The 20,608-nt window shown below is 66.8% G+C and carries 18 protein-coding genes and 2 tRNA genes; all 20 read left to right on the plus strand.

All coding sequences use genetic code 11. The features are described 5' to 3' along the window. Positions 1-29: 29 nt before the first annotated feature. The 20 genes from ACYVAK_RS07465 to rbfA all read left to right on the plus strand — a co-directional run bounded on the left by ACYVAK_RS07465 (position 30) and on the right by rbfA (position 20,595). Positions 30-114 (plus strand) — tRNA-Leu (locus tag ACYVAK_RS07465). Between the two features lie 77 nt (positions 115-191). Continuing rightward, entirely contained in the window at positions 192-548 is a 357-nt protein-coding gene (gene ndhC, locus ACYVAK_RS07470) for an NADH-quinone oxidoreductase subunit A (RefSeq protein WP_461059504.1), read from the plus strand. Then, the gene (locus ACYVAK_RS07475) at positions 539-1,093 is read left to right on the plus strand and encodes a NuoB/complex I 20 kDa subunit family protein (protein ID WP_297866738.1); all 555 of its coding nucleotides are present in this window, start codon (positions 539-541) and stop codon (positions 1,091-1,093) included. Before ndhC ends, ACYVAK_RS07475 begins: the two co-directional genes overlap by 10 nt. 43 nt (positions 1,094-1,136) lie before the next feature. After that, entirely contained in the window at positions 1,137-1,862 is a 726-nt protein-coding gene (locus tag ACYVAK_RS07480; RefSeq protein ID WP_461059506.1) for an NADH-quinone oxidoreductase subunit C, read from the plus strand. 3 nt (positions 1,863-1,865) lie between these two features. Beyond that, the gene (locus tag ACYVAK_RS07485) at positions 1,866-3,122 is read left to right on the plus strand and encodes an NADH-quinone oxidoreductase subunit D (RefSeq protein ID WP_461059508.1); all 1,257 of its coding nucleotides are present in this window, start codon (positions 1,866-1,868) and stop codon (positions 3,120-3,122) included. Further along, on the plus strand, positions 3,119-3,646 hold the full coding sequence (gene nuoE, locus ACYVAK_RS07490; RefSeq protein WP_461059510.1) for an NADH-quinone oxidoreductase subunit NuoE: 528 nt from the start codon (positions 3,119-3,121) through the stop codon (positions 3,644-3,646). Before ACYVAK_RS07485 ends, nuoE begins: the two co-directional genes overlap by 4 nt. Before the next feature lie 8 nt (positions 3,647-3,654). Continuing rightward, positions 3,655-5,010: an NADH-quinone oxidoreductase subunit NuoF gene (nuoF, locus tag ACYVAK_RS07495; protein WP_461059512.1), complete on the plus strand. Its 1,356-nt coding sequence runs from the start codon at positions 3,655-3,657 to the stop codon at positions 5,008-5,010. Beyond that, positions 5,007-7,313, plus strand: coding sequence for an NADH-quinone oxidoreductase subunit NuoG (gene nuoG / locus ACYVAK_RS07500; RefSeq protein WP_461059514.1), 2,307 nt, complete (start codon positions 5,007-5,009; stop codon positions 7,311-7,313). The genes nuoF and nuoG overlap by 4 nt, the downstream gene beginning before the upstream one ends. Beyond that, positions 7,313-8,380: an NADH-quinone oxidoreductase subunit NuoH gene (nuoH, locus tag ACYVAK_RS07505; RefSeq protein ID WP_461059516.1), complete on the plus strand. Its 1,068-nt coding sequence runs from the start codon at positions 7,313-7,315 to the stop codon at positions 8,378-8,380. The genes nuoG and nuoH overlap by 1 nt, the downstream gene beginning before the upstream one ends. A gap of 21 nt (positions 8,381-8,401) precedes the next feature. Continuing rightward, positions 8,402-8,890 (plus strand): NADH-quinone oxidoreductase subunit NuoI, encoded by a 489-nt coding sequence (gene nuoI / locus ACYVAK_RS07510; protein ID WP_461059518.1) that lies wholly within the window; start codon positions 8,402-8,404, stop codon positions 8,888-8,890. Positions 8,891-8,899: 9 nt separating this feature from the next. Beyond that, positions 8,900-9,553: an NADH-quinone oxidoreductase subunit J gene (locus ACYVAK_RS07515; protein ID WP_461059520.1), complete on the plus strand. Its 654-nt coding sequence runs from the start codon at positions 8,900-8,902 to the stop codon at positions 9,551-9,553. Beyond that, positions 9,550-9,855 carry an NADH-quinone oxidoreductase subunit NuoK gene (gene nuoK / locus ACYVAK_RS07520; RefSeq protein ID WP_397595600.1) on the plus strand — a complete coding sequence of 102 codons (306 nt, stop codon included), beginning with the start codon at positions 9,550-9,552 and terminating at the stop codon, positions 9,853-9,855. Before ACYVAK_RS07515 ends, nuoK begins: the two co-directional genes overlap by 4 nt. Before the next feature lies 1 nt (position 9,856). Next, positions 9,857-12,094 carry an NADH-quinone oxidoreductase subunit L gene (gene nuoL / locus ACYVAK_RS07525; protein ID WP_461059522.1) on the plus strand — a complete coding sequence of 746 codons (2,238 nt, stop codon included), beginning with the start codon at positions 9,857-9,859 and terminating at the stop codon, positions 12,092-12,094. A gap of 19 nt (positions 12,095-12,113) precedes the next feature. Further along, positions 12,114-13,637 (plus strand): NADH-quinone oxidoreductase subunit M, encoded by a 1,524-nt coding sequence (locus ACYVAK_RS07530; protein ID WP_461059524.1) that lies wholly within the window; start codon positions 12,114-12,116, stop codon positions 13,635-13,637. A 13-nt stretch (positions 13,638-13,650) separates the two neighbouring features. Next, on the plus strand, positions 13,651-15,108 hold the full coding sequence (gene nuoN / locus ACYVAK_RS07535; protein ID WP_461060510.1) for an NADH-quinone oxidoreductase subunit NuoN: 1,458 nt from the start codon (positions 13,651-13,653) through the stop codon (positions 15,106-15,108). A gap of 55 nt (positions 15,109-15,163) precedes the next feature. Then, positions 15,164-15,240, plus strand: a tRNA-Met gene (locus ACYVAK_RS07540). A 140-nt stretch (positions 15,241-15,380) separates the two neighbouring features. Continuing rightward, on the plus strand, positions 15,381-15,947 hold the full coding sequence (gene rimP / locus ACYVAK_RS07545) for a ribosome maturation factor RimP (protein WP_461059526.1): 567 nt from the start codon (positions 15,381-15,383) through the stop codon (positions 15,945-15,947). A 35-nt stretch (positions 15,948-15,982) separates the two neighbouring features. After that, positions 15,983-17,470 (plus strand): transcription termination factor NusA, encoded by a 1,488-nt coding sequence (nusA, locus tag ACYVAK_RS07550; RefSeq protein WP_461059528.1) that lies wholly within the window; start codon positions 15,983-15,985, stop codon positions 17,468-17,470. A 69-nt stretch (positions 17,471-17,539) separates the two neighbouring features. After that, a complete protein-coding gene (gene infB / locus ACYVAK_RS07555; protein ID WP_461059530.1) occupies positions 17,540-20,176 on the plus strand; it encodes a translation initiation factor IF-2 in 2,637 nt (878 codons plus the stop codon). After that, a complete protein-coding gene (gene rbfA, locus ACYVAK_RS07560; protein WP_461059532.1) occupies positions 20,176-20,595 on the plus strand; it encodes a 30S ribosome-binding factor RbfA in 420 nt (139 codons plus the stop codon). Before infB ends, rbfA begins: the two co-directional genes overlap by 1 nt. Positions 20,596-20,608 lie beyond the last annotated feature (13 nt).

Consider the following 20,608-nt stretch of genomic DNA (forward strand, 5'->3'; position numbering starts at 1 on the left):
TCCGCGAGTCGTACGGAGCAAGCATTAAAGCCCAGATGGCGGAATTGGTAGACGCACTACCTTGAGGTGGTAGCGACTTAGGTCGTGGGGGTTCGAGTCCCCCTTTGGGCACCAAACAATCGAAGTCTTGTATCGCGCCCCCGCCCGGGGCGCGGACGCAATGCGCCCCAGGGCGCTAGCCGAGGGCCTGCATGCTGGGCGAGTACCTGCCGATCCTGCTGTTCCTGATCGTGTCCACCGGCCTCGGCCTGGTCCTTCTCGTCGGCGGCTGGCTGCTCGGCCCCAAGCGTCCCGACGCGGAAAAGCTCTCGCCCTACGAGTGCGGCTTCGAAGCCTTCGAGGACGCGCGCATGCCTTTCGACGTGCGCTACTACCTCGTGGCGATCCTGTTCATCGTCTTCGATCTCGAAATCGCCTTCGTGTTCCCGTGGGCGCTCGTGTTCCGCGACATCGGCGAGCCCGCGCTGTGGGCCATGGCCGGCTTCCTCGGCATCCTGGTGTTCGCCTTCATCTACGAATGGAAGAAGGGTGCGCTCGAATGGGAGTGATCCAGACCGTCTCGCGCGTGATGCACAACCCCGAGCCCTTGGGCCGGGTCGATGACCTCCTGCGTCCCGAATCCGACAACCCGCTCTTCGAGCGCGGCTTCGTCACCACCTCGGTCGACTCGCTGGTCAACTGGGCACGCACCGGCTCGCTGTGGCCGATGACGTTCGGCTTGGCCTGCTGCGCCGTCGAGATGATGCACGCGGGCGCCTCGCGCCTCGACCTCGACCGCTACGGCGTGGTGTTCCGCCCCTCGCCGCGCCAGTCCGACGTGATGATCGTGGCCGGCACGCTGGTCAACAAGATGGCGCCGGCGCTGCGCAAGGTCTACGACCAGATGCCCGAGCCGAAGTGGGTCATCTCGATGGGCAGCTGCGCCAACGGCGGTGGCTACTACCACTACAGCTATTCCGTGGTGCGCGGCTGCGACCGCGTGGTGCCGGTCGATGTCTACGTGCCGGGCTGTCCGCCCACGGCCGAGGCGCTGGTGTACGGCATCCTGCAGCTGATGAAGAAGATCCGCCGCACCAATACGATCGCGCGCTGACACGCGCGCGCCGCCGCTGAACGCAACGCACGCAGAATCGACCATGGCCGAAGCCAAGCCGCGTCTCGCCGAACGTCTCCGCGCCCGCTTCGGCGAGCGCGCCCTCGCCATCGTCGAAGCCCACGGCGAAACCACGCTCGAAGTCGCGCCGTCCTGCTGCCATGACGTTGCCCGAGCGCTGCGCGACGAGCCCGATTTCCATTTCGAGCAGGCCGTTGACGCCGCCGGCATCGACTTCCTCGGCTATGGCGAAGGCGAGTGGGAAACCACCGACGTCAGCAGCGAGGGCTTCTCGCGCGGCGTCGAGGGCGACGGCCCCGGCCGCTTCCGCTGGGAAAACCGCCCGCAGGGCGTGGGCCCGGCCAAGCGCTTCGCTTCGGTGGTCCACCTCCTGTCGATCCGCAACAACGAACGCCTGCGCCTGCGCACCTTCGCCACCGACAACGCGCTGCCCGTCGTTCCCTCGCTGGTCGACGTGTGGCCGGGCCTGGACTGGTTCGAGCGCGAGGCGTTCGACCTCTACGGCATCGTCTACGAGGGCCATCCGGACCTGCGCCGCATCCTCACCGACTACGGCTTCGTCGGGCATCCGTTCCGCAAGGACTTCCCGCTCATCGGCAACGTCGAAGTCCGCTACGACGCCGAGAAGCAGCGCGTGGTCTACGAGCCGGTGACCTCGGTCGAACCCCGCGTCGGCGTGCCGAGGGTGGTCCGCGAGGACTCGCGTTGGCACCAGGCGGCGTCGGAAGCCGCGGCGAAGAAGGCCTGAGCCATGACCCAGGAAATCCGCAACTACACGATGAACTTCGGGCCGCAGCATCCGGCGGCCCACGGCGTGCTGCGCCTCGTGCTCGAGATGGACGGCGAGACCGTGCGTCGCGCCGACCCGCACGTCGGCCTCCTGCACCGCGGCACGGAGAAACTCGCCGAATCGAAGCCGTACAACCAGTCGATCGGCTACATGGATCGCCTCGACTACGTCTCGATGATGTGCAACGAGCACGCGTACGTGATGGCCATCGAGCGCCTCGCCGGCATCGAGCCAACGCCGCGCGCCAAGATGATCCGTACGCTGTTCGACGAGATCACCCGCATCCTCAACCACCTGATGTGGGTCGGCACCAACGGCCTCGACCTCGGCGCGATGGCGATGTTCCTCTACGCCTTCCGCGAGCGCGAGGAGCTGATGGACTGCTACGAGGCGGTGTCGGGTGCGCGCATGCACGCCGCCTACTACCGCCCGGGCGGCGTGTACCGCGACCTGCCGGACACGATGCCGAAGTACGCCGAGTCGCCGTGGCGCAAGGGCAAGGAACTCAAGCGCATCAACGAGTGGCGCGAAGGCTCGATGCTCGACTTCCTAGACGCCTTCGCCGATGACTTCCCGAAGCGCGTCGACGAGTACGAGACGCTGCTCACCGACAACCGCATCTGGAAGCAGCGCACGGTCAACATCGGCATCGTCACGCCGGAGCAGGCGCTGGCCTGGGGCATGACCGGCCCGATGTTGCGTGGCTCGGGCATCGCCTGGGACCTGCGCAAGAAGCAGCCCTATGCGTCGTATGCCGACGTCGATTTCGACATCCCGGTGGGCGTGAACGGCGACTGCTACGACCGCTACCTCGTTCGTGTCGAGGAAATGCGCCAGTCGGCCCGGATCATCAAGCAGGCCGTGGCCTGGCTGCGCGCCAACCCCGGCCCGGTCATGGTCGACAACTACAAGGTCGCGCCGCCGAAGCGCGAGCTGATGAAGGGCGACATGGAAGCCCTCATCCACCACTTCAAGCTGTTCACCGAGGGCTATTCGCTGCCCGCGGGCGAGGTCTATTCCGCGGTCGAGGCGCCGAAGGGCGAGTTCGGCGCGTACCTCGTCTCCGATGGCGCGAACAAGCCGTTCCGCCTGAAATTGCGCGCCCCGGGCTTCGCCCACCTGAGCTCGATGGACGCCATCGTCAAGGGCCACATGCTGTCGGACGTCGTCGCCATGATCGGCACCTACGACGTCGTGTTCGGAGAAATCGACCGATGAAAGCCACGGGCAATTTCGAGGCCTGCCAGCACGTCGACCCGATGGTCGCGCTGTCGGATGCCACCCGCGCCCGCATCGAGGAGTGGCTGGCGCGCTTCCCGGCCGACCGCCGCCGCAGCGCCGTCATTCAGGCGCTCATCGCCGCGCAGGAGCAGAACCAGGGCTTCTTGACCGACGAGCTGATCGCCGCCGTCGCCAAGTACATCGGCATCCCGCCGGTCTGGGCCTATGAGGTCGCGAGTTTCTACTCGATGTTCGCGCTCGAGCCCGTCGGCCGCAATGTCGTCGCCGTCTGCACCAACATCAGCTGCTGGCTCAACGGTGCCGAGGATGTCGTCCGCCACTGCGAGAAGAAGCTCGGCATCAAGAACGGTGAGTCCACCGCCGATGGCCGCGTCTGGCTGAAGGTCGAGGAAGAATGCCTCGCCGCCTGCGCCGGCGCGCCGATGATGGTCATCAACGGCCACTACCACGAGAAGCTGACCCCGGCGTCGATCGACGCCCTGCTCGACGAGCTGAAGTGAGTCCCGCCATGGCACACAGCGCCTCCCATGCCTCCGGTCCCGTCGGCCCCGCGCCGCAGGAGCACCAGGTCGTCTACACCACGCTGCATTTCGACAAGCCGTGGTCGTACGACAACTACCTCAAGGTCGGCGGCTACGCCGCGTGGCGCAAGATCCTCGCCGAGAAGATCCCGCCCGAGCAGATCATCGAGCAGGTCAAGCAGAGCGCGCTTCGCGGTCGCGGCGGCGCCGGCTTCCCCACCGGCCTGAAGTGGAGCTTCATGCCGCGCAACGCGCCGGGACAAAAGTACATCCTCTGCAACTCGGACGAGTCCGAGCCAGGAACCTGCAAGGATCGCGACATCCTGCGCTACAACCCGCATGCGGTGATCGAAGGCCTCGCCATCGCCTGCTACGCCACCGGCTCGACGGTCGCGTACAACTACATGCGCGGCGAGTTCCACCACGAGCCCTTCGAGCACTTCGAGGAAGCGCTGAAGGAAGCCTACGCCAACGGCTGGCTCGGCAAGAACGTGCAGGGCAGCGGCATCGACGTCGATGTCTATTCGGCGCTGGGTGCCGGCGCCTACATCTGCGGCGAAGAAACCGCGCTGATGGAATCGCTCGAGGGCAAGAAGGGCCAGCCGCGCTACAAGCCGCCGTTCCCGGCCAACTTCGGCCTCTACGGCCGTCCGACCACGATCAACAATACCGAAACCTACGCCTCGGTGCCGGCCATCATCCGCAACGGCGCGGAGTGGTTCCTGGGCCTCGGCAAGCCGAACAACGGCGGCCCGAAGATCTTCTCGGTCTCCGGCCACGTGGCCAGGCCGGGCAACTTCGAGATCCGCCTCGGCACGCCCTTCAAGGACCTGCTCGAGATGGCGGGTGGCGTCCGGGGCGGTCGCAAGCTGAAGGCCGTCATCCCGGGCGGTTCGTCGATGCCGGTGCTGCCGGGCGACGTGATGCTCGGCCTGACGATGGACTACGACAGCATCCAGAAGGCCGGCTCCGGCCTCGGCTCGGGCGCCGTCGTGGTGATGGACGAGACCACCTGCATGGTGCGCGCCTGCCACCGCATCGCGCGCTTCTACTTCAAGGAAAGCTGCGGCCAGTGCACGCCCTGCCGCGAGGGCACGGGCTGGATGTACCGCATGCTGACCCGCATCGTCGAACACAAGGCGACGCTCGACGACCTGCAGATGCTGAAGGCCGCCGCCGGGCAGATCGAAGGCCACACCATCTGCGCCTTCGGTGAAGCCGCCGCGTGGCCGGTGCAGGGCTTCCTGCGCCAGTTCTGGAGCGAGTTCGAGTACGCCATCGTCAACAAGCGCTTCCTGGTCGACGACCAGGCGGCTGGCGTCGTCACGGAGAAGGCCGCATGAGCGCCGCCACGCCCACCGCCCCCGCCACTGACGTGGTGAACATCGAGATCGACGGCGTGCCGATGCAGGCGCCGAAGGGTTCGATGATCATCCAGGCGGCGGACAACGCCGGCATCGCGATCCCGCGCTTCTGCTACCACAAGAAGCTGCCGATCGCGGCCAACTGCCGCATGTGCCTGGTCGACGTCGAGAAGATGCCGAAGCCGGCCCCGGCCTGCGCCACGCCGGTGATGGAAGGCATGAAGGTCACCACCCAGACGAAGCGCGCGCTCGACGCGCAGCGCAACGTCATGGAATTCCTCCTGGTGAACCACCCGCTCGATTGCCCGATCTGCGACCAGGGCGGCGAGTGCGAGCTGCAGGACGTCTCGATGGGCTACGGCCGCTCGGTCAGCCGCTACGTCGAGCGCAAGCGCGTCGTGGCCGACGAGGACCTGGGTCCGCTGGTCGCGACCGAGATGACGCGCTGCATCCACTGCACGCGCTGCGTCCGCTTCACCGCCGATGTCGCCGGCACGTACGAGCTCGGCGGCATGTACCGCGGCGAGAACCTGCAGATCGGCACCTACGACGGCAAGCCGCTGATGAGCGAGCTCTCCGGCAACGTCATCGACGTCTGCCCGGTCGGCGCGCTCACCAACAAGGTCTACCGCTTCAAGGCCCGCCCGTGGGAGCTGGTGGCCCGCGAGTCCATCGGCCTGCACGACGCGCTGGGCTCCAACCTCTTCCTGCACGTGCGCCGCAACGAGGTCTTGCGCGTCGTCCCGCGCGACAACGAGGCGGTCAACGAGTGCTGGTTGTCGGACCGCGACCGCTATTCGCACGAAGGTCTGTACAGCGAAGACCGTGCCACCACCCCGCTCGCCAAGCAGGCCGACGGCAGCTGGAAGGCCATCGGCTGGGACGAGGCGATGGGCCTCGCCGCGGCCATGCTCAAGGCCAGCGGCGCCGACACCGGCGTCCTGGTGCACCCGGCCACGTCGAACGAAGAGGGCGCCTCGCTGGCGCGCCTTGCCAAGGGCGTGGGCACCCTGGCCATCGACCATCGCCTGAGCCAGGTCGATTTCGCCGACGCCCCGGTGGCCGAGGCCTTCGGTCGCAGCGCCGCCGACCTCGAGACGGCCGACGTCGTGCTGCTGGTCGGCACCCATCTGCGTCACGAAGTGCCTTTGCTGCACCAGCGCCTGCTCAAGGCGACCAAGAAGGGCGCGAAGGTCTTCGCGATCAATCCGGTCGACTTCCCGGTCGCGCACGCGCTCGCCGGCAAGGCCATCGTCGCCCCGTCCAGGCTGCCGGGCGTGCTTGCCGCGCTTGCCGCGAAGGTCGGCGCGACGTTGCCGGGCGGCATCGCCGCCGCCATTGACGACGCCGCGCTCGGTGGCATCGCCGAAGCGCTGAAGAACGCCAAGGCCGGCGCCATCGTGCTCGGCGAGATCGCCGAAACCCACGCCAACGCCTCGCACCTGCGCGCTGCCGCACGCGCCATCGCGCAGGCGACGGGCGTTGCCGTGAACCGCATCCCGCAGGGCGCCAACGCCCTCGGCCTGGCCCAGCACGGCGTGCTGCCGGCCGGTGGCCAGGACGCCGGCGCGCAGCTCGCCAAGGCCAAGGCCGGATACGTGCTCTACAACGTCGAGCCGGCCTACGACTTCGCCGACGCGACGGCGGCCCTGAAGACCCTGTCGGCCGCCAAGGTTGTCGCGTTCTCGGTCTACGCGAGCGACTCGCTGAAGCAGGTCGCCGACCTGATCCTGCCGATCGCCGCCGCCGCGGAAACGGAAGGCAGCTACACCAATCTTGACGGCCGCGTGCAGTTCACCAGCGCCGGCGGTAAGCCGCGCGGTGAGGCCCGTCCGGGCTGGCGCGTGTTGCGCGCGCTCGGGGATGCGATCGGCGTCGCGGGCTTCGGCCACATGGATCTCGGCGCGCTGCGCGAGTCGATGGCGCCGAATGCGGTCGCCTCGGGTGCGGGCCTCTCGGCCGCTGCCACTTTGGCCGGCATCGAGCGTCTCGCCACCTCGCCGGTCTATCGCCTCGATGCGCAGCTGCGCCGCTCGGAAGCCCTCAATGCCCATCCGCTGACGAAGGGGCAGGGCGTCGAGCTGCATCCGGAGGACGCGGCCGACCTCGGCCTCGCCGACGGTGCGATCGCCAAGGTCGCCGATGCCAACGGCCACGCGGCCCTGCCGGTCCGCGTCAATGCGCGAGTCGCCAAGGGCACGGCCTGGGTCGAGTCCTGCTATCCGGCCACGGCGCCGCTCGCAGCCCATGGCGCACTGACGATCACCAAGGCGGGTGCCTGATGGATCTGTTTGCTCCCCTGCGCGACTTCCTGCTGGAGTTCGGTGCCGCCGGTTCGGTGGCCTGGATGCTCGTCAAGATCGTGCCGCTGATGGTCTCGCTCACGGTGGCCGTGGCGTTCTACACGCTGCTCGAGCGCAAGGTGATCGGCTGGATGCACGTGCGCCACGGGCCGGTGTTCATCGGCCAGCTGGTGCCGGGCCTCGGCGTCATCCAGGCCTTCGCCGACGTGTTCAAGATGCTCTTCAAGGAGAGCATCGTGCCCTCGAGCGCAAACGCCTTCCTGCACCGCCTCGCCCCGCTGATCGCGCTGGCCCCCGCTTTCGCGGCGTGGGCGGTGATGCCGTTCGGCGACGGTCTCGTCATCGCCGACGTCGATGCCGGCCTTCTCGTGCTGCTTGCGCTCACGTCGATGGGCGTCTACGGCGTGATCATCGGCGGCTGGGCCTCGAACTCGAAGTACGCCTTTCTCGGCGCGCTGCGTTCGGCCGCGCAGGTGGTGAGCTACGAGATCGCGATGGGCTTTGCGCTCGTCGGTGTGCTGGTCGCCGCCGGCACCATGAACCTGACGGAGATCGTCCACGCGCAGAAGGGCGATGCCGGCCTGTTCGAGTGGTTCTGGCTGCCGCTACTGCCGCTCTTCGTCATCTATTTCATCTCTGGCGTGGCCGAAACCAACCGCGCACCCTTCGACGTCGCCGAAGGCGAGTCGGAGATCGTCGCCGGTTTCCACGTCGAGTACTCGGGGTCCGCGTTCGCGATCTTCTTCCTCGCCGAATACGCGAACATGATCCTGATCAGCTTCCTCGCGGCGCTGTTCTTCCTCGGCGGCTGGCTGTCGCCGTTCCCGGAATCGGTGCCGGTCCTCGGCGCTTCTGGCCCGTGGTGGCTCTTCATCAAGGCCTTCCTGTTCGCCTTCAGCTTCGTGTGGTTCCGCGCGACGTTCCCGCGTTACCGCTATGACCAGATCATGCGCCTGGGCTGGAAGGTGTTTATTCCCATCACCATCGTCTGGACCTTCGTCGTGGCCGCCATGGCCTACGCCGGCTGGTTCGAGATCGGCCAGTAAGGGCAGGGCAGAAGCCAACCCATGAATCGCGCGATCGCTTACTTGAAGAGCCTGCTGCTCCTGGAACTCCTCCGGGGCATGTGGCTGACCCTCGTGTACATGTTCAAGCCGAAGTACACGGTCAACTACCCCTACGAGAAGTTCCCGCAGTCGCCGCGCTTCCGCGGCCTGCACGCCCTGCGCCGCTACCCGAACGGCGAGGAGCGCTGCATCGCCTGCAAGCTGTGCGAAGCGGTGTGCCCGGCGCTGGCCATCACCATCGACTCCGACGTGCGCGCCGACGGTACCCGCCGCACGACCCGCTACGACATCGACCTCTTCAAGTGCATCTTCTGCGGCTTCTGCGAGGAGAGCTGCCCGGTCGATTCCATCGTCGAGACGCACATCCACGAGTACCACTTCGAGAAGCGCGGCGAAAACGTGGTGACGAAGCCGCAATTGTTGGCGATCGGAGACCGGTTCGAGGCGGAAATCGCCGAACGCCGCGCCGCCGATTCGGCTTATCGCTGAGGACAGGGCATGGAACTGATCGCGTTCTACCTCTTCGCCGCGATGGCGGTGGCTTCGGCCCTCGGCGTCATCCTCTTCAAGAACCCCGTGCACGCGGTGCTCTGCCTCGTGCTGACGTTCTTCTCCACCGCCTGCCTGTTCCTGCTGCTGCAGGCCGAGTTCCTCGGCGTGGCCCTCGTGCTCGTCTACGTCGGCGCGGTGATGGTGCTGTTCCTGTTCGTGGTGATGATGCTCGACATCAACACCGCGCCGCTCCGCGAGGGTTTCGCGCGCTACCTGCCCGTGGCGGCGACCGTCGCGGGCCTGATGTTTGTGCAGATGCTGGTCCTGCTCGGCGTGACTACCGGCAAGCGCAACGTGGCCTTCCCGAGCGCCGATCCCGCGGCGGCGGTGGACTGCGCGGCTGCCGGCGCCGCCGCGTTCGAGCCGTGCTCGAACCTCGAGTGGATCGGGCGCGCCCTGTTCTCGGGCTACCTGTTCCCGTTCGAGGTCGCTGCCGTCCTGCTCACCGTGGCCATCCTCGCGGCCGTGATGCTGACCCTGCGGCGCCGTCCGGGCGCCCGCCACCAGGACCCGGCCAAGCAGTCGGCGGTCCGCAAGGAGGATCGCGTGCGCGTGATCAAGATGGCGGCCGAAGTCCGCCGCGAGGAGGGCGAGGCATGATCACCCTCGGCCATTTCCTGACGCTCGGCGCGATCCTGTTCGCGCTGTCGGTCGCCGGCATCATCATCAACCGCAAGAACGTCATCGTCCTGCTGATGTGCATCGAGCTGATGCTGCTGGCGGTGAACATCAACTTCGTGGCTTTCTCCCGGTTCCTCGGTGACGTCCACGGCCAGGTGTTCGTGTTCTTCATCCTGACGGTCGCCGCCGCCGAAGCGGCCATCGGCCTCGCCATCCTCGTCACGCTGTTCCGCAACAAGCGGACGATCAACGTGGCCGAACTCGACGCGATGAAGGGCTGACATGGAACACACCCTTTCCACGAACGTCCTGCTGCTGATCGCGCTCGCGCCGCTTTTCGGCTCGATCGTGGCCGGCCTGTTCGGCCGCCAGGTCGGCCGTGCCGGCGCGCACACCGTCACCATCGCCGGCGTCGCGCTGAGCTGCGCGCTCTCCATCCAGGTGCTGTGGCAGCTCTGGTTCGGCGGTGCCGACCCGTACAACCAGAACCTCTACACCTTTTTCGACATCGGCGGCTACTCGGCGCACATCGGCTTCATGGTCGACCGCCTGACGGCCATGATGATGGTGGTCGTCACCTTCGTTTCGCTGCTGGTGCACATCTACACCATCGGCTACATGGCCGAGGACGAGGGCTACCAGCGTTTCTTCAGCTACATCTCGCTGTTCACCTTCTCGATGTTGATGCTCGTGATGAGCAACAACTTCCTGCAGCTGTTCTTCGGCTGGGAGGCGGTGGGCCTGGTCTCGTACCTGCTGATCGGCTTTTGGTACAAGCGTCCGACGGCCGTGTTCGCCAACATGAAGGCGTTCATCGTCAACCGCGTCGGCGACTTCGGCTTCCTGCTCGGCATCGCGGCGGTGCTGTACTACTACGGCTCGCTGGACTACGCGACGGTGTTCGCGCAGGTCACCAGCGGCCCGGGCCAGGTGCTGACGTTCTGGAACGAATTCAGCCTGCTCGGCCTGCAGGTGCCGGCGTGGAACATCGACGCGATGACCTTCATCGGCATCTGCCTGTTCATCGGTGCGATGGGCAAGTCGGCGCAGGTGCCGCTGCACGTGTGGCTGCCGGACTCGATGGAAGGTCCGACCCCGATTTCGGCGCTGATCCATGCCGCGACGATGGTGACCGCCGGCATCTTCATGGTCAGCCGCATGTCGCCGGTGTTCGAACTCGCACCCTCGGCCCTGCAGTTCATCCTGTTCGTCGGCGCGACCACGGCGCTCTTCACCGGCCTGATCGGCATGGTGCAGAACGACATCAAGCGCGTCGTTGCCTATTCGACGCTGTCGCAGCTCGGCTACATGACCGTGGCGCTGGGGGTGTCGGCCTACGGTGCCGCCGTGTTCCACCTGATGACGCATGCCTTCTTCAAGGCACTGCTGTTCCTCGCGGCCGGCAGCGTGATCATCGGCATGCACCACGAGCAGGACATGCGGAAGATGGGCGGCCTGCGCAAGTACATGCCGATCACCTACTGGACGTCGCTGATCGGAACGCTCGCCCTCGTTGGCTTCCCGTTCTTCTCGGGCTTCTACTCGAAGGACAGCATCATCGAGGCCGTGCGTGCGGCGGGCGAGGGCGGCAGCTGGGTCAACCAGTACGCCATCTTCGCCGTGCTGGCCGGCGTGTTCGTCACCAGCTTCTACAGCTTCCGCCTGTTCTACCTGACCTTCCACGGCGAGGAGCGCTTCCGGCACGCACATGCCGATGACCACCACGACGACCACCACGGCGCGCACGACGACCATGGCCACCATGGTCCGGTCGAGCCGCACGAGTCGCCGTGGGTCGTCACGGTGCCCCTGGTGCTGCTGGCCATCCCCTCGATCGTCGTCGGCTTCCTCACCGTCGGTCCGATGCTCTTCGGCAAGGACCTGTCGGGCCAGAAGGACGTCACGCCCTTCTTCGAGGGCGCCATCTACCAGTACGTGCCGCGCGCGCCGGACCCGCTGTCGGGCCTCCCGTCGCAGGTCAGCTTCGAGCCCGCGGTGGCTGCCCCGGCGGACTGCAAGGCGATCGCGGCCGCTGAAGAGGCCGAACATGGCTCGGGCGTCTCGCTGACGCCGGACGTGCTCGGCTACGTTGGCTGCAAGTACTTCGGCCATGGCGCGGTGGGCTTCGGCTCGCATGGCTTTGTCGCGCTGCCGTTCTGGCTGATGCTGGGCGGTTTTGCGTTGGCCACCTTCCTCTACCTGCTGCGTCCGGGCCTCAGCGGCAAGATCCGCCAGGCGCTGGCGCCGCTGGTCAAAGTGCTCGAGGCCAAGTACTGGATGGACCACCTGTGGATCAACGGCTTCGCCGATGGCGGCGTGAAGCTGGGCCAGGTGGCCTGGAAACGCGGCGACCGCGGCCTCATCGACGGTGCGCTGGTGAACGGGTCAGCGTGGGTGATCGACCGCGTAGCCGCCGTCAGCCGCCACGTGCAGTCCGGTTACCTCTACCACTACGCCTTCGCGATGATCCTCGGCCTGATCGCCCTGATGTGGCTGGTCGGTCGCTGGACCGCTGCCTGAACCGACCAAGGACGCCCTGATGGATGGTTTTCCCCTGCTGAGCGCCCTGATCTGGCTGCCCCTCCTGGGTGGCTTGGCCACGCTCTACTTCGGTGAATCGCGCGGCACGCAGGCCAAGTGGTTCGCGCTGCTCGTCGCGCTGGCGACGCTCGCGTTGAGCATTCCGCTCTACACCGGCTTCGACGCGAGCTCGGCTTCGATGCAGTTCGTCGAGAAGCGCGAGTGGCTGCCGGCCTTCGACATCTACTACCACCTCGGCGTCGACGGCATCGCCGTGGCGCTGATCCTCCTCACCACGATCACCAGCGTCTTGGTGTTGATGGGGGCGTGGGGTTCGGTGGACCGCCGCGTGCACCAGTACTACGCCGCGTTCCTGGTGCTCGAGAGCCTGATGATCGGCGTGTTCGCCGCGCAGGATGCGATCCTGTTCTACGTGTTCTTCGAGGCGATGCTGATCCCGATGTTCATCGTGATCGGCGTCTGGGGTGGCGCGAACCGCGTCTATGCCAGCCTGAAGTTCTTCCTCTACACGTTCCTCGGCTCGGTGTTCATGCTGGTCGGCCTGCTCTACCTGTACGTGAAGGGCGGCAGCTTCCAGCTCGCCGACCTCTACACGCTGCAGCTGTCGGCCACCGAGCAGACCTGGCTTTTCTTCGCCTTCTTCGCCGCGTTCGCGGTGAAGATTCCGATGTTCCCGGTGCACACCTGGCTGCCGGACGCGCATGTGGAAGCGCCGACCGCGGGCTCCGTGGTGCTGGCGGCCATCATGCTGAAGATCGGCGGCTACGGCTTCATCCGGTTCACCCTGCCGATCGTCCCCGACGCCGGCGCCGAGTGGGCCTGGCTGGTGATCGCCTTCTCGCTGGTCGCCGTGGCCTACATCGGCCTGGTGGCGCTGGTGCAGGAGGACATGAAGAAGCTGATCGCCTACTCATCGATCGCCCACATGGGCTTCGTGACGCTGGGCATCTTCATCGCCTTCGGCCTGATGCGCGGCGGGGACGTCCGCCAGGACGCGGCCGAGCTTGGCCTGCAGGGCGCCATGGTGCAGATGATCTCGCACGGCTTCGTCTCGGGCGCGATGTTCACCTGCGTCGGCGTGCTCTACGACCGCATGCACACCCGCATGATCAGGGATTACGGCGGCGTGATGAACGTGATGCCGTGGTTCGGCGGCTTCTTCGTGCTGTTCGCGATGGCCAATGCCGGCCTGCCGGGCACCTCGGGCTTCGTCGGCGAGTTCATGGTCATTCTTGCCGCGTTCCAGGCCAAGCCTTGGGTCGGCTTCATCGCGGCCACCACGCTGATCCTCGGCGCCGCCTACACCCTGTGGATGGTCAAGCGGATCCTGTTCGGCGACGTCGCCAACAGCCACGTGGCCGAACTCACCGAGATCAACGCCCGTGAGGCGTGGGTGCTTGGCCTGTTCGCCGTCGGCGTGCTGCTGCTCGGCGTCTACCCGAAGCCCTTGACCGACCTGATGGACGCTTCCGTGGTGCAGCTCGTGTCCCAGCTGTCGTCCACGAAGCTCGTGACGCCGTGACGGAGACCTGATGATGACCCTTCCCGGCGTAATGCCCCTCCCGACCGGCGCTGACCTGGTGCCGATCCTCCCTGAGATCGTGCTGTGCGTTGCGGCCTTCGGCCTGTTGTTGGCCGACCTCTTCGTCGACGCCAGGCGCCGAGGCCTGATCCACTTCCTCGCGCTGCTTTCCCTGCTCGTGACCGCATTGTTGATCGGTCGCGGTCTCGCTGGCGACCCGATCTCGGCCTTTGGCGGAATGTTCGTCCGCGATACCCTGGCCGACGTGCTCAAGGTCGCCATGTGCTTTACCACCGGTCTTGCGCTGGCTTACGCGCGCCCGTACCTGACCGAGCGCGGCCTGATGGCCGGCGAGTTCTACGCCATCGTCCTGTTCGCATTGCTCGGCATGATGGTGATGGTGTCGGCCGGGAACATGGTGACGCTGTACCTCGGCCTCGAGATGTTGGCCCTCAGTTCCTACGGCCTCGTGGCCATGGACCGGGACAACAAGGTCTCGTCCGAAGCGGCCATGAAGTACTTCGTGCTCGGTGCGTTGGCTTCGGGCCTGCTGCTGTACGGCATGTCGATGATCTACGGCGCGACCGGCAGCCTCGACCTCAACGCGGTGCACCAGGCGGCCGCGAGCAGCAGCGACCGCAGCCTGCTCCTGTTCGGCGTGGTCTTCGTGCTGGTCGGCGTGTCGTTCAAGTTCGGCGCCGCGCCTTTCCATATGTGGGTGCCCGACGTCTACCAGGGCGCGCCCACGGCCATCACGCTTTTCATCGGCTCGGTGCCGAAGATCGCGGCTTTCGGGTTCGCCTACCGCCTGCTCGAGTCCGGCCTTGGCGCGACCTCCGCGGAGTGGTCGCAGATGGTGGCGTGGCTGGCCCTGCTGTCGCTGGTGATCGGCAACCTGCTCGCACTGGCGCAGACCAACCTGAAGCGCATGCTGGCCTACTCGACGATTTCGCACGTGGGCTTCCTGTTCATGGCCCTGGCCAATGCCGGCCCGACCGGCTATTCCGCGGCGATGTTCTACGCCATCAGCTACGCCGTCTCGGCGGCTGCGGCCTTCGGCGCCATCATCCTGATGTCGCGCCAAGGCTTCGAGGCGGAATCGATCGCCGATTACAAGGGCCTGTGGCAGAAGAGCCCCTTCCACGCCACCCTGATCCTGATCGTCATGGCCTCGCTCGCCGGCCTGCCGCCGCTGCTCGGCTTCTGGGCCAAGCTGGAGGCCATCCGTGCCGCCGTCGAGGCCAACCTGCTGTGGCTGGCGATCGCCGGCGTGGTGATGGCGGTGATCGGTGCCTTCTACTACCTGCGCGTCATCAAGGTGATGTTCTTCGATGAACCGGAACGCGATCTTGCCGTCGTGCATGCCGACGGCGCGCTGCGCTTCGTGTTCGCCGCCAACGCCATCGCCTTGCTGGTCCTGGGTGTCTTCGCGAACCTGATCATGGCGTGGACGCGCGCGGCCTTCGCCTGATTCCACGGGGTGCTTGCGCAAAGCGCTGGTGACCCCGTATACTCGTCGTCTCTGCTGCGGGGTGGAGCAGTCTGGCAGCTCGTCGGGCTCATAACCCGAAGGTCGCAGGTTCAAATCCTGCCCCCGCTACCAGTTTCGCGTCGTATCCTCTGCTCCGGATCGACGTCAGGCTGGGTCGGAATGCCCCTTCGGGGGATTCCGGCCCCCGGAAATTGGATGTACCGGAAAGGGCCTCTCGGCCCTTTTTTGTTTCCGTTTTTTCGCGCAGGCCCATGAGCACCAAGACCGAAGAACTCACCGCCATGCTTGCCCCCGTCGTCGAAGGCCTCGGCCTCGGCCTCGAGCTGCAGGGCATCGAGTTCGCTCCCTCGCGCAGCCATGGTCTGTTGCGCCTGTACATCGACGTCGCCTCGGGAGAGCGTCACGTCACCGTCGACGATTGCGAGGCGGTGAGCCGCGAGGTGTCTGCGGTGATGGACGTCAACGATCCGATCGCCAGCGCCTACACCCTGGAAGTCTCGTCTCCGGGCCTCGATCGCCTGATCTTCAATGCCACCCAGGCGATGCGCTTCGCCGGCCAGCAGGTCAAGGTTGCCTTGGCACTGCCGCAGGATGGTCGCCGGCGCGTGCAGGGCGCGATCCTGCGGGCCGAGGGTGACCTGATGGTCATCGGCCTTGAGAACGGCGGCGAGTTCGCCGTGTCGTTCGACAACATCGACAAAGCGAGGCTGGTGCCGGATTACGCGGCGCTGGGCCTTGAGACGGCGGCGCCGAAAGCCCCGCGTCCGCGCCGCAAGCGTGCCGATACCCCGAATTCGAAATCACCCGGAACCCACTGAAGCCGGCCCCTGGTCGCGCTGTCGCGGAGTCAAGCATGAGCAAGGAACTGTTGCTGGTCATCGAAGCGGTCGCCAATGAGAAGGGCGTGCCGCGCCAGGTCATCCTCGAGGCCATGGAGGCCGCGTTGGCTTCGGCAGCCAAGAAGCGTTACCCGGAGCAGGATGTCGCCTGCCGTGTATCGATCAACCCGAAGGACGGCAGCTACGAGACTTTCCGCCGTTGGGAAGTGGTCGCCGACGACGTGGTGATGGAGTCGCCCGACCGCATGATCCGCCTGATGGACGCCGTGGACGAGCGCGCCGATGCTCAGGTCGGTGATTTCATCGAAGAGCAGATCGAAAACCCGGAGTTCGGCCGCATCAGCGCCCAGGCCGCGAAGCAGGTCATCGTGCAGCGCGTCCGCGAGGCCGAGCGCCAGCAGGTGGTCGACGCGTGGAGCGACCGCGTGGGCGAGCTCGTCACCGGCGTCGTCAAGCGCGCCGAGCGCGGCAACATCTACGTCGACCTCGGCGGCAATGCCGAAGCCTTCATCCCGAAGGACAAGTCGATCCCGCGCGACGCCCTCCGCCCGGGCGACCGCGTGCGCGGCTTCCTCTACGAAGTGCGCTCGGAATCGCGCGGCCCGCAGTTGTTCATCAGCCGCACCGCACCGGAATTCATGATCGAACTGTTCAAGCTCGAAGTGCCGGAAGTCGGCCAGGGCCTCGTTGAGATCAAGGCGGCCGCACGCGATGCGGGCGACCGCGCGAAGATCGCCGTGCTGGCGCACGATCACCGTACCGATCCGATCGGCGCCTGCATCGGCATGCGCGGTTCGCGCGTGCAGGCCGTCAGCAACGAGCTGAACGGCGAGCGCATCGACATCGTGCTCTGGTCCGACAATTCCGCGCAGTTCGTCATCAATGCGATGGCGCCGGCGGAAGTGCAGTCGATCATCGTCGACGAGGAGCGCCACGCGATGGACCTCGCTGTCGCCGAGGAAAAGCTCGCCCAGGCGATCGGCAAGGGCGGCCAGAACGTCCGCCTCGCCAGTCGCCTGACGGGCTGGCAGCTCAACGTCATGACCCAGGACCAGATCTCGGCGAAGTCGGAAGCCGAGCAGGCCAATGCCCGTAAGCTGTTCATGGACAAGCTGGAAGTCGACGAGGAAATCGCCGGCATCCTGGTGGGCGAGGGCTTCAACACCGTCGAGGAAATCGCCTACGTGCCGGTCGCCGAGCTGCTGGCCGTCGAAGGCTTCGACGAGGACATCGTCGAGGAGCTGCGCGCCCGCGCCCGCGACGCGCTGCTGACCGAGGCGCTGGCCGTCGAGGAAAACCTCGAGGAGCACAAGCCGTCGGACGACCTGCTGTCCCTGGACGGCATGGACGAGGCCACGGCCTACGCCCTCTCCTCGCGCGGCATCGTCACGCGGGACGACCTCGCCGAGATGGCCGTCGACGAGATCGCCGACATCGAAGGCATGGGCGACGCCCGCGCCGCCACCCTCATCATGGAAGCGCGCAAGCACTGGTTCGCCTGAACCGTCCTGCCCGCAGCCCACGTTTAATCCAGCGCCCCACGCGCAACACATCCAAGGAAGCCCTTCCGAATGTCCGAGGTCACCGTCCGCTCCCTGGCCAAGGTGCTGAACCTGCCCGTCGAGAAGCTGCTCGAGCAGCTCTCCGGAGCCGGCATGCAGTTCACCGGGCCGGACCAGGTGGTCAGCAGCACCGAGAAGATGAAGCTGCTCGGCTTCCTGCGCCGCACCCATGGCAAGGATGAAAAGCCCGCCGAGGAGTCCGGCCCCAGCCGCATCACGCTTCAGCGCCGAAAGGTCGAGGAGCTGACGGTCGGTGGCGGCAAGACCAAGGCCACCGTCGCCGTTGAAGTGCGCCAGAAGCGCACCTACGTGAAGCGTGCCGACGTCGCCCCGACCGGCCCGGACGCCGAGCGGGAGGAAGCTGCCCGGAAGCTGGCCGAGTCGCAGGCCCGTTCCGAGGCGGAGCGCAAGGCGCTGGAGGAGGCGGATCGCCGCCGTCGCGAGGAGGAGGCCGCCGAGAAGTCCGCCCGCGCAACGCCCGCGACCTCGGCACCGGATGCGACGCCGCCGGTCGAGGAGCGCTCCGTGGAGCGGTCCGAGGAGCCCGCAGCGCCCCCGACGGTCGAGGTGCCGGCGGATCCGCGCCCGGCGACCCGTCCGGTGATCCAGATGCCCAGCCGCGCCGACGCCGAGTTGGCGGCACGCGCCCGCGAGGCCGCAAGCCGTCGCGGCAAGCCCGGTGGAAAGGCGGAGGGCGCGCCCGAGGACGACCGCAGCGGTCGTTTCGTCGGCGGCCAGCTCCACCTCAGTGAGGGCGCGCATGCGCGCCGCAACACGGGGAACAACAAGCGCAAGCCGGGCGGTGGCCGAGGTCGTCCGGAGCCGTCGCGTCACAGCGGCAACAGCAACAATTCCGGTCCGCACGCTTTTTCCCGTCCGACGGCGCCGGTCATGCGCGAAGTCGCCGTGGGCGACGCCATCAGCGTGGGTGACCTCGCCAACAAGCTGGCCATGAAGGGCGGTGAAGTGGTGAAGGCCCTCTTCAAGATGGGGGTGATGGCCACCATCAACCAGACCATCGACCACGACACCGCGGTGCTCGTCGTCGAGGAGCTGGGCCACAAGGCCGTACGCGCCACCGAGGACGATGCGGAGCTCGCGCTGGCCGCCCACATCGAAGCCGAGCAGGGCGATCGCGCACCACGCCCGCCGGTCGTCACCATCATGGGCCATGTCGACCACGGCAAGACCTCGCTACTCGACTACATCCGTCGCACCAAGGTCGCTTCGGGCGAAGCGGGCGGCATCACCCAGCATATCGGTGCCTACCACGTCGAGACCGGCAAGGGTGTGGTGACTTTCCTCGACACGCCCGGCCATTCGGCCTTCACCGCCATGCGTGCCCGCGGCGCCAAGCTCACCGATCTGGTGGTGCTGGTCGTCGCGGCCGATGACGGCGTCATGCCGCAGACGGTCGAAGCGATCAAGCACGCGCGCGCCGCGAAGGTGCCGCTGGTGGTCGCCATGAACAAGATGGACAAGCCGAACGTCAACATCGACAACCTGCGCAACGGCCTGGCGCAGCATGAAGTGACACCGGAAGAGTGGGGCGGCGACACCCCGTTCATCGGCGTCTCGGCCAAGACCGGCATGGGCATCGATGCGCTGCTCGACGCCATCCTCGTCCAGGCCGAGGTCATGGAGCTTTCGGCGCCGGTCGACGGCAAGGCGGCAGGGACCGTGATCGAGTCCTCCCTCGACAAGGGCCGCGGCCCGGTCGCGACGGTGCTCGTGCAGCAGGGCACGCTGCGCAAGGGCGATTACCTCGTCTGCGGCACCCAGTACGGCCGCGTTCGCGCGCTGTTCGACGAAGCGGGCAAGCAGGTCGACTCGGCCGGTCCGTCGATCCCGGTGGTGTTGCTCGGTCTCTCGGGCGTGCCGAACTCGGGCGATGACTTCGTGGTCGTCGCCGACGAGCGCCTTGCCAAGGACGTCGCGCAGCAGCGCGAGGCCAAGATGCGCGAAGCCAAGCTGGTCAAGCAGGCCAGCCGCATGGAGGACATCATGGCCCAGATGGGCCAGGGCGAAGGCCAGCAGCAGCTCAACCTGCTGATCAAGGCCGACGTGCAGGGCTCGGTCGAGGCGCTCCGCGACTCGCTCGTCGCCCTGTCGAACGACCTGATCAAGATCAACGTGATCCAGTCCGGCGTCGGCGGCATCACCGAATCGGAAGCCGTGATGGCCGCCGCGGCCAAGGCCGTGGTCATCGGCTTCAACGTCCGCGCCGACGCCGCGGCCCGCAAGGTCATCGAGGGCAATGGCCTCGACCTGCGCTACTTCTCGATCATCTACGACGTCATCGACCAGGTGAAGCAGGTCGCGTCGGGCTTGCTCGGCAAGGAGATCCGCGAGGAGATCATCGGCGTGGCCGAAGTCCGCGACGTGTTCCGCAGCTCGAAGTTCGGCGCCGTCGCCGGTTCGCTGGTCATCGAGGGCACGGTCAAGAAGTCGAAGCCGATCCGCGTGCTGCGCAACCAGACCGTCATCTTCCAGGGCGAGCTGGAGTCGCTGCGCCGCTTCAAGGACAACGTCGAGGAAGTGAAGTCCGGCACCGAATGCGGGATCGCGGTGAAGGCCTACAACGACGTCAAGCCGGGCGATCTGATCGAGTGCTTCGAGCGCATTGAAGTGGCACGGTCGCTCTGATGCCCAAGCGTTCCTTTTCGCGCACCGATCGCCTGTCCGCCCAGTTCCGCAGGGAGCTGGGCCAGATGGTGCACGAGGCCGTGCGCGAGCATTCGTTGCCATCGGCGAGCGTTTCGGACGTCGAGGTGACGCGCGACCTTTCGCACGCGAAGGTCTACGTCACTGCGTTGATGCCGGATCGTTCGAAGGAAGTGGTCAGGGCCCTCAATGAGCTTGCGAAGGGCTTCCGCCAGCAGTTGGGCAAGATGCTGCGCATCCGCCAGGTGCCAGAGCTCCACTTCCACTACGATGAATCGGTCGATCGCGGCGAGAAGATCGACCTGCTGCTGCGCGAGGCCGCGAAGCAGGACGCAGCGGCGCGCGCTGCGTCCGACGGCGAGGCGGCGGGCGACCCGTCGGCAGACCGCCTGGCCGACTGAGCCGGTGCCCACG

It is taken from the genome of Silanimonas algicola, from assembly GCF_054777375.1.